Genomic DNA, 14,792 nt, shown 5'->3' with positions numbered 1-14,792 from the left:
TCAAGAAGTCCTTCGGAGAAAAACAGGGGGCTGTGGACATGGGGACAGAGCTCCGGACGAGATCGTCTTGTCGACAAGTCGATGGCGTGCCCCGAGTGACGGCGGTGCCGCTCACGTTCTAACGTGGGTATCCACACCCAGCCCGCTCGTCGTTGGCGACATCGGCACCGGGCCACACCACACTGCGAGATCCCTGGTCAGCGCGCTGCTCGAGGCCTGCCCGGGGACGTTTGTCGATCTTCTCGGGCCGCGATGAGGGGCTCGGCTGTCGAAAGGATGGGCACATGAAGATCCGCGTCGAGCGCGACGGGCTCGCGGACGCCGTCGCGTGGGTGGCACGCAGCCTGCCGTCGAGGCCACCGGTCCCGGTCCTGGGCGGGGTGCTGCTCGACGCCGGATCGGACGGCTCGACCGACGCCCTCACCGTCTCCGGCTTCGACTACGAGGTGTCGGCGACGGTCGGCGTCCCGGCGACGATCGCCGACGGGGGACGCCTCCTGGTGTCCGGGCGGCTACTCGCCGACATCACCAAGGCGCTCCCGGCCCAGCCGGTCGAGATCTCCGTCGACGGCTCCCGCGCCTCCATCACCTGCGGCAGCGCCCGGTTCAGCCTGCCGACCATGCCCGTCGAGGACTACCCGCAGCTCCCGGCCCAGCCGACGTTCGCCGGTGAGGTCGCCGGTGAGGCGTTCGGCCAGGCCGTCACCCAGGTCGCCGTCGCGGCCGGCAAGGACGACACCCTGCCGATGCTGACCGGCATGCGGCTGGAGATCTCCGGCAACTCGCTCACCCTCGTGGCCACCGACCGCTTCCGCCTGGCGATGCGCGAGTTCGCGTGGGAACCGGTCGAGGGACTGGCCGACGCCGCGGTCCTGGTCCCGGCGCGCACCCTCGCCGAGGCGGCCAAGTCGCTCGGCACCGCGGGCAACAAGGTCTCGGTCGGGCTCGCCAGCGGCGAGGGCCTGCTCGGCCTGTCCGGCAACGGCCGCTACACGACCACCCGGCTGCTCGACGCCGAGTTCCCGCCATACCGGCAGCTCCTCCCGAACCAGCACTCCTCCCGCGCGGTGATCGAGGTGTCCCCGCTCTCCGAGGCGATCAAACGCGTGTCGCTGGTGGCCGAGCGGGGTACCCAGGTCCGGCTGGAGTTCGGGGACAACTCGCTGCGCCTGTCGGCCGGCGGTGACGACGAGGGCAGCGCCGAAGAGGAGCTGCCGGTGGAGTACGAAGGCGAGCCGGTCACGATCGCGTTCAACCCGGGCTACCTCGTCGACGGCCTGGGCGCGCTGCACCACGACCGGGCCGAGCTGACCTTCACCACCCCGAACCGTCCGGCTTTGATCAAGCCGGCCGACGAGCAGGGCCAGGTCGTTCCTGGTTACCTCTATCTACTGATGCCGGTCCGCCTACCCGGCTGACCGCGACGGAGAAAGCACGAAGGGGAGTTCCATGGTTCAGCTGGGACTGGTCGGCCTCGGCCGGATGGGCTTCAACATGCGCGAGCGGCTGCGCGCCGCCGGGCACGAGGTGGTCGGCTACGACCGCAACCAGGCGGTCTCGGACTCGACCTCGCTCGCCGACATGGTGTCCAAACTGGACGCGACGCGCATCGTCTGGGTGATGGTCCCGGCGGGCGGGCCGACCCGCGAGACGGTGGCCGAGCTCGGCGAGCTGCTCGCCGAGGGCGATCTGGTGATCGACGGCGGCAACTCCCGGTTCACCGACGACAAGCACAACGCCGAGGTGCTGTCCGCGAAGGGCATCGGCTACCTCGACTGCGGTGTCTCCGGTGGCGTGTGGGGCAAGGAGAACGGCTACGGCCTGATGGTCGGCGGTGACAAGGCGCTCGTCGAGCGCGCCATGCCGATCTTCGACGCGCTGCGCCCGGACGGTCCCCGCGAGGAGGGCTTCTCGCACGCCGGCTCGGTCGGCGCCGGTCACTACGCGAAGATGATCCACAACGGCATCGAGTACGGCCTGATGCAGGCCTACGCCGAGGGCTTCGAGCTGCTCGAAGCCGCGAAGGTGGTCGAGGACGTGCCGGCCGTGATCAAGGGCTGGCAGCGCGGCACCGTCGTCCGGTCCTGGCTGCTCGACCTGCTGGTGCGCGCCCTGGACGAGGACCCCGAGCTGGACGACCTCGAGGGTTACGTCGAGGACTCCGGCGAGGGCCGCTGGACCCTGGAGGAGGCCATCAACCACGCGGTGCCGGCGCCGGTCATCTCGGCCGCCCTGTTCGCGCGGTTCGCCTCGCGGCGGAAGGACTCGTCCGCGATGCGGGCGGTCGCCGCGCTGCGCAACCAGTTCGGCGGTCACGCCGTGAAGAAGGTCGGCGAGTAGGCACTGCGCCGTGCACGTACGGCATCTGCAGGTCACCGACTTCCGTTCCTGGGAGCACGCGGACCTGCCGCTCACACCCGGTCCGACGGTGCTCGTCGGCCAGAACGGCCGCGGGAAGACCAACCTGCTGGAGGCGATCGGTTACCTGGCGACCCTCGGGTCACACCGGGTCGCGACCGACGCCCCGCTGGTGCGGCACGGTTGTGAGCGGGCACTCGTGCGGGCGGCCGTGGTCAACGAGGACCGCGAGCTGACCGTCGAGCTGGAGATCAACCCCGGCCGGGCGAACCGCGCCCGGGTCAACCGCGGTGCGGTCGGCAAGCCGCGCGACATCCTCGGGATCCTGCGCACCGTCTTGTTCTCCCCGGAGGACCTGGCGCTGGTGCGCGGCGACCCGGGCGAGCGCCGCCGGTTCATGGACGACCTGCTGGTGCAGCGCGCGCCCCGGTACGCGGGGGTGCGCGCCGACTACGAGCGGATCCTCAAGCAGCGCAACGCGCTGTTGAAGACGGCGGGCAAGAAGAAAGGTGCCGCGCGCGACGACCCGTACGCGCTGTCGACGCTCGAGGTGTGGGACAACCACCTCTCGGTGGTCGGCGCCCAGCTGCTCGCCGCGCGTCTCGACCTGGTCGCCGACCTCGGTCCGCACACCACCGCGGCCTACGCCGGGGTGGCGCCCGACTCGCGGCCGGCGACGATCTCCTACCGGTCGAGCCTGGGGGCGGCCCTGCCCGAGGGGTACGGGGCGCCGGACGGGAAACGCGCCGAGCCGGAGGTGCTGACCGGTATCCTCGTCGAGGCGATGGCGCAGGTGCGGCAGCAGGAGCTGGAACGAGGGATCAGCCTGGTCGGCCCGCACCGCGACGAGCTGGAAATCATCCTGGGGGAGGCCCCCGCGAAGGGCTACGCGAGCCATGGGGAATCCTGGTCGTTCGCCCTCGCGCTGCGGCTGGCGTCCTACGAGCTGCTGCGGCGGGAAGCGGGGGAACCGGTGCTCCTGCTCGACGACGTCTTCGCCGAGCTCGACCGGCGGCGCCGGTCGCGGCTGGCCGAGGTGGCCGCCGGTGCCGAACAGGTGCTGGTCACCGCGGCGGTGGACGAGGACGTGCCCGGGGAACTGGCCGGGGTCCGGTTCACCGTCGCCGACGGGGAGGTGAAGCGTGCCTGATGAGCAACGGCGAGTGACCGGGACCACAGGAGTTACCCACCGATCTGGGGACAACTCTGTGGATAGTGTGGATAACACGGTGAACGCGTTATCGCCGCGCGTGACCAAGCGGCCGAACGAGCGATCTTCAACCGCGTCAGAAGCGGCGCAAACTCCCCAGAAGAGTGGATCAGATACGGACGGTGATGGCCCGGCTGGGCCGAACGGGAACACTACCGGACGTGATCTGGTCCGCTCCGCCCTGGCCGCCGCTCGCGCCAAGGCCGACGCCCGGGGCACCGAGCCGGGCCGTCGCAAGTTCGAGCTGAGCGGCCAGAACCCGCGCCGCCGCCGCTGGTCGGGGCCGGGCCCGGACGCCCGCGACCCGCAGCCGCTCGGCAGGCTCGTCGGCAGGCTGGTGTCCGAGCGGGGCTGGCAGGAGCGCGTGACCAGCAGCCGCGTCTTCGGCGAGTGGGCTCGCCTGGTCGGCGAGGACGTCGCCGAGCACGCCCAGCCGGTGACGTTGAAGGACGGCGAACTCACCGTCCGCGCCGACTCGACCGCCTGGGCCACGCAGCTGCGCCTGCTCCAGGGCCAGCTCATCGCCAAGATCGCGGCCAAGGTCGGTCACGGCGTGGTCAAGCGGATGCGCATCCACGGTCCGACCGCCCCGAGCTGGCGGAAGGGCCCGCGGCACGTGCCCGGTCGCGGGCCGCGCGACACCTATGGGTGACTGAGCGCGTCATATCGCGGCTCGACCCCGGCCGGATAGCGCCGGACCCGTCCTCGCTCGCGTTCGGGCCTCTGTGACGAAATCAGGGGTGTCCTTGCGGCATGTCAGCGGAGCTGGCCAAGTAGAATAAACACGAGTGGGGAGCCCCTTGGGCAAGACTGAGGAGAAAGCAGGCTCGTGGCAGCTCAGCAGAACGACTACAACGCGTCCTCCATCACGGTGCTCGAGGGTCTCGAGGCGGTCCGCAAGCGACCCGGCATGTACATCGGTTCCACCGGTGAACGCGGCCTGCACCACCTGATCTGGGAGGTCGTGGACAACTCGGTCGACGAGGCCATGGCCGGTTACGCGACGAAGGTCGAGGTCACGCTCCTGGCCGACGGCGGCGTCCGCGTCGTCGACGACGGCCGCGGCATCCCGGTCGAGGAGCACCCGGTCCACAAGAAGTCGACGCTGGAGATCGTGCACACCGTGCTGCACGCCGGCGGCAAGTTCGACAGCGAGAGCTACGCGGTCTCCGGCGGCCTGCACGGCGTCGGCGTCTCCGTCGTGAACGCCCTGTCCAAGGCGCTCGACGTCGAGGTCTCCCGCGACGGCAAGAAGTGGCGCCAGCACTTCGACCACTCCAAGCCCGGTCCGCTGCAGGAGGCCGGCCCCGCCGAGGGCACCGGCACCTGCACCACGTTCTGGGCCGACCCGGACATCTTCGAGACCACCACGTACAACACGGAGACGGTCTCGCGCCGCCTGCAGGAGATGGCCTTCCTGAACAAGGGCCTGAGCATCACGTTGCGCGACGAGCGGGTCACCGAGGCGGAGACCGAGGCCGACGCCGACGGCAAGCAGGCGCGGGTCAAGGAGCGCGTCTACCACTACCCGGGCGGACTCGAGGACTTCGTCAAGCACATCAACGGCTCGAAGGACCCGATCCACTCGAGCATCATCTGCTTCGAGGCCAAGGGCGAGGGCCTCGAAGTCGAGGTCGCGATGCAGTGGAACAACTCGTTCACGCCCTCGGTGCACACCTTCGCCAACACCATCAACACCCACGAGGGCGGCACCCACGAGGAGGGCTTCCGCGCCGCGCTGACCCGGGTGGTCAACGCCTACGCGCGGGACAAGAAACTCCTCAAGGAGAAGGACGAGAACCTCTCCGGCGACGACGTGCGCGAGGGCCTCACCGCGATCATCTCGATCAAGCTGGCCGAGCCGCAGTTCGAGGGCCAGACCAAGACCAAGCTGGGCAACAGCGAGGCCAAGTCGTTCGTCCAGTCCAAGACCAACGAGTGGCTGTCCGACTGGTTCGAGCGCAACCCGAGCGAAGCCAAGACGATCATCAACAAGGCGCTGTCCAGCGCGCAGGCGCGGATGGCCGCCCGCCGGGCCCGCGACCTGGTGCGCCGCAAGGGCGCGCTGGAGATCGGCGGCCTGCCCGGCAAGCTCAAGGACTGCCAGTCGACCAACCCGGAGGAGTGCGAGCTCTACATCGTGGAGGGTGACTCCGCTGGCGGGTCGGCCAAGGAGGGGCGGGAGTCGCGGTTCCAGGCGATCCTGCCGATCCGCGGCAAGATCATCAACGTGGAGAAGGCCCGGATCGACCGGGTGCTCAAGAACAACGAGGTCCAGTCGCTGATCACCGCGCTGGGCACCGGCATCCACGACGACTTCGACATCTCGAAGCTGCGCTACCACAAGATCGTGCTGATGGCCGACGCCGACGTCGACGGCCAGCACATCCGCACCCTGCTGCTGACGCTGCTGTTCCGGTTCATGCGCCCGCTGATCGAGCACGGCCACGTCTACCTCGCGCAGCCGCCGCTCTACAAGATCAAGTGGCCGCGGTCGGAGCCGGAGTACGCGTACTCGGACAAGGAGCGCGACGGCCTGATCGCCGCCGGCGCCGAAGCCGGCCGCAAGCTGCCGAAGGACGACGCGATCCAGCGGTACAAGGGTCTCGGCGAGATGAACGCCGAAGAGCTGTGGGAGACCACCATGGACCCGGCCCGCCGGCTGCTGCTGCAGGTCACGCTGGACGACGCCGCCGCGGCGGACGAGCTGTTCAGCGTGCTGATGGGCGAGGACGTCGAAGCCCGGCGCTCGTTCATCACCCGCAACGCCAAGGACGTCCGCTTCCTCGACGTGTAGCGCGCCCCGACTCCGCCTTGCCCATTCGTCAGTAGAAGGACCCCATGACGGAAACCATGCCGCCGGAACACGACCGCACCGAGCCGGTCGACATCCAGCACGAGATGCAGCGCTCGTACATCGAATACGCGATGAGCGTGATCGTGTCGCGCGCCCTGCCGGACGTGCGCGACGGGCTCAAGCCGGTGCACCGCCGGGTGCTGTACTCGATGTACGACTCGGGTTTCCGGCCGGACCGCGGGTACAACAAGTGCTCGCGCGTGGTCGGCGACGTGATGGGCAACTACCACCCGCACGGCGACTCGGCGATCTACGACGCCCTCGTGCGGCTGGCCCAGCCGTGGGCGCTGCGGTACCCGCTGATCGACGGCCAGGGCAACTTCGGCTCGCCGGGCAACGACCCCGCGGCGGCCATGCGGTACACCGAGTCGCGCCTCGACCCGCTGGCGATGGAGATGCTGCGGGACATCGAAGAGGAGACCGTCGACTTCTCGCCGAACTACGACGGCCGCACGCAGGAGCCGGACGTCCTGCCGTCGCGCATCCCGAACCTGCTGGTCAACGGCACGTCGGGGATCGCGGTCGGCATGGCGACCAACATCCCGCCGCACAACCTGCGCGAGGTCGCCGACGGCGTGATCTGGGCGCTGGACAACTGGGAAGCCGGCGAGGACGAGACGCTGGCCGCGCTCATGCAGCGCATCAAGGGGCCGGACTTCCCGACGAAGGGCCTGATCCTGGGCACGTCCGGGATCGAGGAGGCCTACCGCACCGGCCGCGGCTCGATTCGGATGCGCGCGGTGGTCGAGGTCGAAGAGGACACCCGCGGCCGGACCACCCTGGTCGTCACCGAGCTGCCCTACCAGGTCAACCCGGACAACCTGGTGGAGAACATCGCCACCCTGGTGCGCGACGGCAAGCTGACCGGCATCGCCGACATCGCCGACGAGTCGAACAGCCGGCGCGGCATGCGGATCGTGGTCACGCTCAAGCGGGACGCGGTCGCCAAGGTCGTGCTGAACAACCTCTACAAGCACACCCAGCTGCAGTACAACTTCGGCGTCAACATGCTGGCCCTGGTCGACGGGGTGCCGCGCACGCTGCGGCTGGACCAGGTCGTCCGGCACTACGTCAAGCACCAGATCGAGGTCATCGTCCGGCGGACCCGGTTCCGCCTGCGCAAGGCCGAGGAACGCGCCCACATCCTGCGCGGCCTGGTCAAGGCGCTGGACCAGCTGGACGAGGTCATCGCGTTGATCCGCCGCTCGCCGACGGTCGACGAGGCGCGCACCGGCCTGATCGAGCTGCTGGACATCGACGAGATCCAGGCCACCGCGATCCTGGACATGCAGCTGCGCCGCCTGGCCGCCCTGGAGCGCCAGAAGATCGTCGACGAGCTGGCGAAGATCGAACTCGAGATCGCCGACCTGCAGGACATCCTGGACAAGCCGGAGCGGCAGCGTCAGATCGTCAAGGACGAGCTGACCGAGATCGTCGACAAGTTCGGCGACGACCGGCGCACCCAGATCATCCCGTTCGACGGCGACGTGTCGGTCGAGGACCTGATCGCGGTCGAGGACGTGGTGGTCACCATCACGCGCACCGGCTACGCGAAGCGGACCAAGACCGACCTGTACCGGTCGCAGCGCCGCGGCGGCAAGGGTGTGCAGGGTGCCCAGCTCAAGCAGGACGACATCGTCCAGCACTTCTTCGTGTGCTCGACGCACGACTGGATCCTGTTCTTCACCAACAAGGGCCGCGTCTACCGCGCGAAGGCCTACGAGCTGCCCGAGGCGAACCGCGCCGCGCGTGGCCAGCACGTGGCGAACCTGCTCGCGTTCCAGCCGGACGAGACGATCGCGCAGATCATCGAGATCCCGAACTACGAGGTCGCGCCGTACCTGGTGCTGGCCACGAAGAAGGGCCTGGTCAAGAAGACGCGGCTGAGCGAGTTCGACTCGAACCGCTCCGGCGGCCTGATCGGCATCAACCTGCGCGAGGGCGACGAGCTGGTCGGCGCGGTGCTCGCCGGGCCGGAGGACGACCTGCTGCTGGTGTCGGCCGAGGGCCAGTCGATCCGCTTCCACGCCACCGACGAGACGCTGCGCCCGATGGGCCGCCCGACCTCGGGTGTGCTCGGCATGCGGTTCAACGACGGTGACGAGCTGCTCGCGCTGAACGTGGTCAAGCCGGACAAGTTCCTGCTGGTCGCGACCGACGGCGGCTACGCCAAGCGGACGCCGATCGAGGACTACCCGGTGCAGGGCCGCGGCGGCAAGGGCGTGCTGACCATCCAGCACGACCGCAAGCGTGGCAGGCTGGTGGGGGCGCTCATCGTCGACGCCGACGACGAGCTCTACGCCATCACCTCCAGCGGCGGGGTCATCCGCACGCCGGCGGACCAGGTGCGCAAGGCGGGCCGGCAGACGAAGGGCGTGCGGCTGATCAACCTCGGGGAGGGGACGACTCTTCTCGCGGTGGCACGCAACGCTGATGAGCCCTCGGGCGTCGGTAATGGTGAAGGCAACGGAGGAACCGAAGAACCCGTCTCGGAAGAGAGCTAAGTGACGACACCGGAGAACCCCGAACAGCACGGTGCGCAGACCGGTGACGCGGGCACGCCGCCCTGGCAGCGGCTGAGCCGTGACGCCGGTCAGGGCACGACCACCGAGTCGAGCGGTGGTTACCGCGATGGGTGGTCGTCGGAAGGCCAGGCCGAGAAAACTGTGTTGTACTCGAACGGTGACGACAATCCCGTCGTCAGCGGTTCGGCGGCGCAGGGTCTGTTCGGCAACCCCGCGGCGCGCGACGACGCGTTGGCAGGGTTGAGGGGGCAGGAGACGGTGAGCGTGGCCAGTGCCGGCACCAAGGGACGTTCGGCGCCCAGCGCCTTGCGCCGCCCCGGTCGCGGCCCGCGCCGGGCGAGCCTGCAGATCAAGCGGTTCGACCCGTGGTCGGTGCTGAAGCTGTCGCTGGTTCTCGGTGTCGCGCTGTTCTTCGTGTGGCTGGTGGCCGTCGGCGTGCTGTACACGGTGCTGGACGGCATGGGCGTCTGGGACAAGCTGAACGGCACGTACTCGTCCCTGGTGTCCGGCGAGGGCGCCGGCGTGACCAACGAGCCGCTCATCAGCGCCGGCCGGGTGTTCGGCATCGCAGCCATCCTCGGCGCGATCAACATCGTGCTGCTCTCGGCGCTGGCCACGGTGAGCGCGTTCATCTACAACGTGTCCGCCGACCTGGCCGGAGGCCTGGAGGTGACCCTGTCGGAACGCGAGTAGAAGGCATGTTGTAGTCTTCTCTCCGTTCGAGGGCCCATAGCTCAGGCGGTTAGAGCGCTTCGCTGATAACGAAGAGGTCGGAGGTTCAAGTCCTCCTGGGCCCACAGCAGCTCAGCCCCCGTCTCCCAACCAAGGGAAACGGGGGCTGAGCGTCATTCTGAGCGACATTGCCCGCAGATCCGTGCTTGGAGCGGTCAGCTCGCGAAGATCCGGTCCATCGCTTCGGCGCCGTGCTCGATCACCGGTCGGAGCTGGTGCCGGTAGACCAGCTCGGTCACGGCCGTCCCGTTGTGGCCCATCAGGCGCGAAATCTGCTCGATCGGTACGCCGCTGTCTGAGAGCAGCGAGACGAAGCTGTGCCGTAGCTCACGAGGCGTCCAGTCCTTGGCTTCCAGCCCGGCCTTTTCGACCACCTTCCGGAACGCGCGGCGGACGTTGGCGGCGTCCAGTTCGGTCCCCACGGCGGAGGAGAACACCAGGCCGGTCTCCTGCCACCGGTCGCGCGCCAACGTCCGCATGTAGTCCTGCTTGGCCTGGTGTGCCCTCAGCGCCTCGACACAGCGCTTCGGCAGGGCCAGCGACCGGCGAGACTTCCGCGTCTTCGTGTCGCCGTGCTCGCGGACCGAGCGCCACACCATCATGTGCGGCGGGATGGGCGGGTTGCCGTCCGGGCGGCCGACGAGATCGACGTGCGACCAGGTCAGTGCTCGCATCTCCTCGGTCCGCGCGCCAGTGAGGAGCGACACAACCACGTAGGCGCGCATCGGCGTCCCCTCAGCAGCCCGCAGCACGGCTTCCGCCTGTTCGAGCGTCAGGGACTTCGAGGGACGTCCCGCCCGGCCCTCGGGGACCTCGCAGAGGAGCACGACGTTGCGGCGCACCTTCTCGCGCTTCTGGGCTCGCTCGATGCTGCGCCGGAGCAGCGACAGCACCTCCCGGAGCGAGCGAGTGGACAGCACTTTCGCTCGATCGGCCAGCCAGCGGTCCACGTCGTCGGCTGTCAGCTCCCGGAGCTTCCGGGCGCCTAAGCCGGGGATGATGTGCGTGTTTGCCAGGTTGGTGAGCTTGTCCACCGTGCCGGTGCTGCGCCGTGGCAGGCCGTATGCGAGGAAGTCGCGGACCGCGTGTGCGACGGTGTACTTCCGGTCTTCGGTGATGCCCTCTTCGAGGTCCTTGAACAGCTCTTTGAGCTTGCTCTTGGCCTCGGTCTTGGTCTTGGCGTAGGCCCTTCGCGTCCGGCGCTTTCCGGCCGGGGTGTAGCCGATGGTGACCTCAGCGCGCCAGCGCTGCCGGGATTCCTCCCAGAACAGTCCCCCGTCGCCGTTGCTACGCTGCTTCGCCACTCATGACCTCCGATTCGTCGATGAGGAGTTGGACGTAGTCGCTGATCGCCCGGGCCGGGATGAGCCGGGCCCGGCCCTGTTTGACCGAGAGGAGGCGTCCCGCACGGATCTGCTCGTAGATGACGGATCGGCTCATCGACAGCAGGCGCATGGCCTCGGTGATGCGGTAGAGCTGCCGCTCAGGCACCGGTGGCGTGTCCATCGCATTCCTCCTTCATGCGGGCGGTCAGGCGTTGTTGCCGACGACTTTGAGGGGGGTTGCCGTCCCAGCCGTACCAGCGTCGTTTTTGCTGGTCAGGGGCGGTACGGCTTTTTTGCTGGTACGGCTTGAGCCGTACCACTCGTCAAGCCGTACCGGGTCTGAGCTGCGGTTATGAGGCTGGTACGGCTGGGACGGCTCACCCCCTGCCGAGGTGTCGAGATCGGGTGCGTAGCGGTTCCAGGCATCGGCGAAGTCCGCGCGCTGGTAGCCCTTGGCTTGCCCGCTGCCGGGGAAGCGGATGGTGGCCGAGCGGATGCCGTACTCCTTGAGCAGCGAGCCGAGCTTCATGGCGGTGAGCCCGGTCGGCCCGAACTCTCGCCACGGGGACTCCTCCAGTCCGCGCAGGCGGTGCAGCAGCTCGGCCGTGGGCAACGCGAGGTCGTCGGCGAAGGCGGTGCGGCAGTCGATGAGCAGCCGCAGCCGGTCGGAGATTTCCCCGGTCTCGTTGTGCTCGCGGGTCATCTCCACGGCGGCGGCGCGGGCGCGTTCCGGCCAGTCGCCCCCGGCGTGGTCGGCGACGGCCACCAGCGGTTCCCAGGTGTCGGCTGCCCGGTCCTCAACCGGCATGGCGGGCTCGGCTCGCTCGAGGATGGCCATGTCCCCGCGCAGCCACTCGGTGAGCTGCTGCGCCAGCGCGCGGAGCGGTTCCCGGTCGCGGCGGGCGCGGTAGGGGAACGTCTTCTCCCCGGCGGCGCGGCGGCGCATGTGCACGACCACGGCGCGGTCCTCGATGGTGTCGGGCATCGCGCCGATCCCGGCGAGCGCGGCCATGGCGAAGGTGGGGATGGTGACGACCTTGGAGGTGGCGGCGTCGTAGCGCAGAGCTGGCCGGCCGCGCTGGTGTCCGGCGTTGAGCAGCCCGCGCAGGTCCTCGTTGTCCCCGGCCTTCGGCCCGAAGATGGTGTCGGCCTCGTCCACCAGCAGCACCGGCGGGTCCGGGGTGATCGAGCGGTACACCGCCGCGGGGCTGGCGTTGACCGTGATCAGCGGGTCGTGGCTGGTGGCTTCCACGATGTCGAGCAGCCGCGACTTGCCGCACCGCCGCTCCGGTGCCCGGATCACCAGCCGCGGCGCGTGCGCCCACGCGGGTTGGACGTGGGTGGCGGCGATCCAGAGCACCACGGCATCGGTGGCCTGGTCGGAGGGCATCACGACGTACCGGGTCAGCGCGTCGTGGAGCTGGGCGAGCAGCGTCGCCCCGCGGTTTGGGGTCATCAGGCAGCCTCCAAGCTGTCGTGGACGGTGGTGTCGAGGGAGGCGACGACGGAGCGGACGAGCCATTCAGCGGCGGGCGGGGTGACGCCGTTGCCGAGCTGGCGCACCTGCTCGCGCTTGCTGCCGGTGATCACGTAATCCGGGGTGAACGCCATGGCGGCCTGGATCTCGGCGACGGTGAGCATCCGGAACGAGGCGTTCGCGACAGCCGGTGGCAGGTCTCCGCGGTCGTGGGTGGTGCCGTCGGTGCCGACCGCGAACCGCGCGAGGTCCAGCCCGGCCCGGTGGGGCTGGGATGCGGGGCGCTGGCGGACGAGCATGTGGTGGTTGCCGCTGGCGCAGACGGTGGCCAGGGGCTCGCGGACGTCGCGGGCGGTGGAGCCGCCCCCGCGCAGCTCGGCGATGAACGCCAGCCCGTAGCGGTCGCGGGTGGTGAGCGTGCCGATGGGGTCGCTGGCCGGCCCGGCGGTGGTGGCGGTGCCGTAGTAGGGCACCACCAGGGCGTCCTGGTGCCGCGTGGTCTGCGTCCGGAACGGCTCGCCGGTGTGGCGGGCTTCTTTGCCGTCGCGGCCTTCCAGCGGCACGATCAGCCCTTCGGCCTCCCTCGTGGTGCGGGTCCGGAACGGCTGGCTGGTCGGGTAGCTGGTGTCGTTCCACGAGCCGCCCGCAGTGACCAGTTGCGGCGTGGCGTAGCGCAGCATCCCGGCCCGGATGCGGGCGAGGGTCTTGGCGGACAGGGGCTTGTCGCGGTCGCCGATGCGCTGCCCGGGCAGGCTCCAGTCGATCGCGGCCGCCGCAGGCAGGACGTAGGGCTCCACGATCTGGTGACGGCAGGTGGCCGATGGGCAGCGGTAGAGGTACTGCTGCCGGTAGCGGCCGACCCGTGCGGTGCCCTTCCACGCCTGGATCGCCCGCACCTCCCGCTCGCAGGTGGGGCACCACGCCTTCGGGCGGATGTCGAGGTTCGGGGCGGGGTTGCCCTTGCGCCAGAACACCACGTACATCCGGTCCCGCGACTGCGGCGCGCGCGGCGCGGCGATCGCCGGGGCGTGCATGGAGTTCAGCGACACGATCTTGTGCTCGTAGCCGTAGGAGTCCATCGCCAGCAGCCACGCCCGAAACGGCGCCCACTTCGCCGCATCGACCACGTTCTCCACGATCACGGCGTCGTAGCGGTGCACCTCGGCGAAGCGGGGCACGTCCCACATCGTCGCCCGCGACCGCTCCGCCACGTGGTCCGGCACGGGCTCGTCGAACAGGCTCGGCTGCACGCTGGCGCGCTTGCGGCCCTTCGCGATCGAGTGGTTGGTGCACTCCGGGCTTGCCCACAGGATGTTGGTGCGCCGGTAGCGGCGCGGCTCCACTTGGGAGATGTCGGCGCAGTCGTGCTCGCAGCCGGGGAAGTTCGCGGCGTGGGTCTCGATCGCCCGCGGACTGTGGTTGGCAGCCATCACCAGCTCCACACCCGGCACGGCGGTCGCGCCGAGCCCGGAACCCCCGGCGCCGCAGAACAGGTCGGTCACGGTGAACATCAGGCAGCCACCTCCAAGTGCGTCGGGTTGGCCGTCGTAGCGGCCTCATAGCGGGTCCACAGCTCGTCGATGGCGGCGGTGTCGTCGGCCAGCTCACGCAGCACCGCCGTGGGCGAGCCGGCCACGGCCTGCTCGATCCGGCGGGCGTGGGCGAGCAGCGCACGTCGCCACGCGGCCTCCAACAGGACGCCCTTGAGGTGGTCGGCCAGCCCGGGCACGGGGGCGTCGCGGAAGGTGTCGGCCAGCCAGCCGGACAGCCACTCGCGGCGCTTCTCGCCCGGTGCCTGCCCGGTGGCGATGGCGTGGGTGTAGAGGGTGACCGGGGCCGGGGTGTGCTCGGCGGCCACGACCTCGATGGCGAGTTGGAGGACGTGGGCGGACATGCCGCCGGTGAAGTCGGTGGCGCGCATCCCGGCCAGCAGCCGCCGCGCCGGGCGGGCGGGCAGCTGCATCAGGCAGCCGAGGAACTGGCGCTCCGGGTCGGTCAGGGCGTCGGTCGCGGTGGCGGTAGGCATGGGGAACCTTTCGCGAGTGCTGACGGTCTTGGGACTGCCGGGCCGCCCGGAGGCGAGTCGGACGGGCGGCCCGGCAGGGTCGGTGGGCTACTTGCGCTTGCGGGCTTCGAGAACGGCCTCGCACTGCGGGCAGGCCGGGCTGGTGAGCCACGGCGACTTGGCGTCCCGGCCGGGGATGATGAGACCGCAGAGGGTCTTGACGTCGCCGGTCCACCAGGACTTGGAGCCGCGGTGCACGAGTCCTTTGTTGCTTCCCATCGGTGGCGTGTCCTTTCGCGACAG

The 14,792-nt window shown here is 69.8% G+C and carries 13 protein-coding genes and 1 tRNA gene; 8 read left to right on the top strand and 6 right to left on the bottom strand.

Annotated elements, in window-relative coordinates; genetic code table 11:
- The first annotated feature begins 284 nt into the window (after positions 1–284).
- The 8 genes from dnaN to D0D15_RS02455 all read left to right on the top strand — a co-directional run bounded on the left by dnaN (position 285) and on the right by D0D15_RS02455 (position 9,747).
- Positions 285–1,418 (top strand): DNA polymerase III subunit beta, encoded by a 1,134-nt coding sequence (gene dnaN, locus D0D15_RS02490; protein WP_094003325.1) that lies wholly within the window; start codon positions 285–287, stop codon positions 1,416–1,418.
- 31 nt (positions 1,419–1,449) lie between these two features.
- Entirely contained in the window at positions 1,450–2,340 is an 891-nt protein-coding gene (gene gnd, locus D0D15_RS02485; RefSeq protein WP_094003326.1) for a phosphogluconate dehydrogenase (NAD(+)-dependent, decarboxylating), read from the top strand.
- Positions 2,341–2,350: 10 nt separating this feature from the next.
- A complete protein-coding gene (recF, locus tag D0D15_RS02480) occupies positions 2,351–3,508 on the top strand; it encodes a DNA replication/repair protein RecF (RefSeq protein ID WP_094003327.1) in 1,158 nt (385 codons plus the stop codon).
- A gap of 226 nt (positions 3,509–3,734) precedes the next feature.
- Positions 3,735–4,220 (top strand): DciA family protein, encoded by a 486-nt coding sequence (locus D0D15_RS02475; protein WP_094003370.1) that lies wholly within the window; start codon positions 3,735–3,737, stop codon positions 4,218–4,220.
- 177 nt (positions 4,221–4,397) lie between these two features.
- Positions 4,398–6,365 carry a DNA topoisomerase (ATP-hydrolyzing) subunit B gene (gene gyrB, locus D0D15_RS02470; protein WP_094003328.1) on the top strand — a complete coding sequence of 656 codons (1,968 nt, stop codon included), beginning with the start codon at positions 4,398–4,400 and terminating at the stop codon, positions 6,363–6,365.
- 44 nt (positions 6,366–6,409) lie between these two features.
- A complete protein-coding gene (gene gyrA, locus D0D15_RS02465) occupies positions 6,410–8,929 on the top strand; it encodes a DNA gyrase subunit A (RefSeq protein WP_094003329.1) in 2,520 nt (839 codons plus the stop codon).
- Positions 8,930–9,643, top strand: a complete 714-nt coding sequence (locus D0D15_RS02460) for a DUF3566 domain-containing protein (RefSeq protein WP_094003330.1) — start codon at positions 8,930–8,932, stop codon at positions 9,641–9,643.
- Positions 9,644–9,673: 30 nt separating this feature from the next.
- Positions 9,674–9,747 (top strand) — tRNA-Ile (locus tag D0D15_RS02455).
- A gap of 90 nt (positions 9,748–9,837) precedes the next feature.
- On the opposite strand, the gene D0D15_RS02450 is transcribed toward D0D15_RS02455, so the two are convergent.
- The 6 genes from D0D15_RS02450 to D0D15_RS36215 form a co-directional block, all read right to left on the bottom strand.
- A complete protein-coding gene (locus D0D15_RS02450; protein ID WP_094003331.1) occupies positions 9,838–10,986 on the bottom strand; it encodes a site-specific integrase in 1,149 nt (382 codons plus the stop codon).
- On the bottom strand, positions 10,970–11,188 hold the full coding sequence (locus D0D15_RS02445; protein WP_094003332.1) for a helix-turn-helix domain-containing protein: 219 nt from the start codon (positions 11,186–11,188) through the stop codon (positions 10,970–10,972). The genes D0D15_RS02450 and D0D15_RS02445 overlap by 17 nt, the downstream gene beginning before the upstream one ends.
- Before the next feature lie 24 nt (positions 11,189–11,212).
- Positions 11,213–12,463, bottom strand: coding sequence for a DUF3631 domain-containing protein (locus tag D0D15_RS02440; protein ID WP_094003333.1), 1,251 nt, complete (start codon positions 12,461–12,463; stop codon positions 11,213–11,215).
- Positions 12,463–13,995, bottom strand: coding sequence for a DNA cytosine methyltransferase (locus tag D0D15_RS02435; RefSeq protein WP_094003334.1), 1,533 nt, complete (start codon positions 13,993–13,995; stop codon positions 12,463–12,465). Before D0D15_RS02435 ends, D0D15_RS02440 begins: the two co-directional genes overlap by 1 nt.
- Complete coding sequence (locus D0D15_RS02430; RefSeq protein ID WP_094003335.1) at positions 13,995–14,510, bottom strand: hypothetical protein; 516 nt, start codon at positions 14,508–14,510, stop codon at positions 13,995–13,997. The genes D0D15_RS02435 and D0D15_RS02430 overlap by 1 nt, the downstream gene beginning before the upstream one ends.
- Before the next feature lie 87 nt (positions 14,511–14,597).
- Positions 14,598–14,768 carry a hypothetical protein gene (locus D0D15_RS36215; RefSeq protein ID WP_167481440.1) on the bottom strand — a complete coding sequence of 57 codons (171 nt, stop codon included), beginning with the start codon at positions 14,766–14,768 and terminating at the stop codon, positions 14,598–14,600.
- Positions 14,769–14,792: the final 24 nt, after the last annotated feature.

The sequence above is a fragment of the Amycolatopsis thermalba genome, assembly GCF_003385215.1.
Taxonomy (GTDB): domain Bacteria; phylum Actinomycetota; class Actinomycetes; order Mycobacteriales; family Pseudonocardiaceae; genus Amycolatopsis_E; species Amycolatopsis_E thermalba.
The sequence above is the reverse complement of the archived record's forward strand: the minus strand, read 5'-3'. Positions and strand labels throughout refer to the sequence as shown.

Bases quoted from the DNA above. Each gene is read 5' to 3' on its own strand.
- dnaN (WP_094003325.1), top strand. From the start codon at position 285: ATGAAGATCCGCGTCGAGCGCGACGGGCTCGCGGACGCCGTCGCGTGG.
- D0D15_RS02430 (WP_094003335.1), bottom strand. From the start codon at position 14,510: ATGCCTACCGCCACCGCGACCGACGCCCTGACCGACCCGGAGCGCCAG.
- D0D15_RS02435 (WP_094003334.1), bottom strand. From the start codon at position 13,995: ATGTTCACCGTGACCGACCTGTTCTGCGGCGCCGGGGGTTCCGGGCTC.
- D0D15_RS36215 (WP_167481440.1), bottom strand. From the start codon at position 14,768: ATGGGAAGCAACAAAGGACTCGTGCACCGCGGCTCCAAGTCCTGGTGG.
- D0D15_RS02440 (WP_094003333.1), bottom strand. From the start codon at position 12,463: ATGACCCCAAACCGCGGGGCGACGCTGCTCGCCCAGCTCCACGACGCG.
- gyrA (WP_094003329.1), top strand. From the start codon at position 6,410: ATGACGGAAACCATGCCGCCGGAACACGACCGCACCGAGCCGGTCGAC.
- gnd (WP_094003326.1), top strand. From the start codon at position 1,450: ATGGTTCAGCTGGGACTGGTCGGCCTCGGCCGGATGGGCTTCAACATG.
- D0D15_RS02445 (WP_094003332.1), bottom strand. From the start codon at position 11,188: ATGGACACGCCACCGGTGCCTGAGCGGCAGCTCTACCGCATCACCGAG.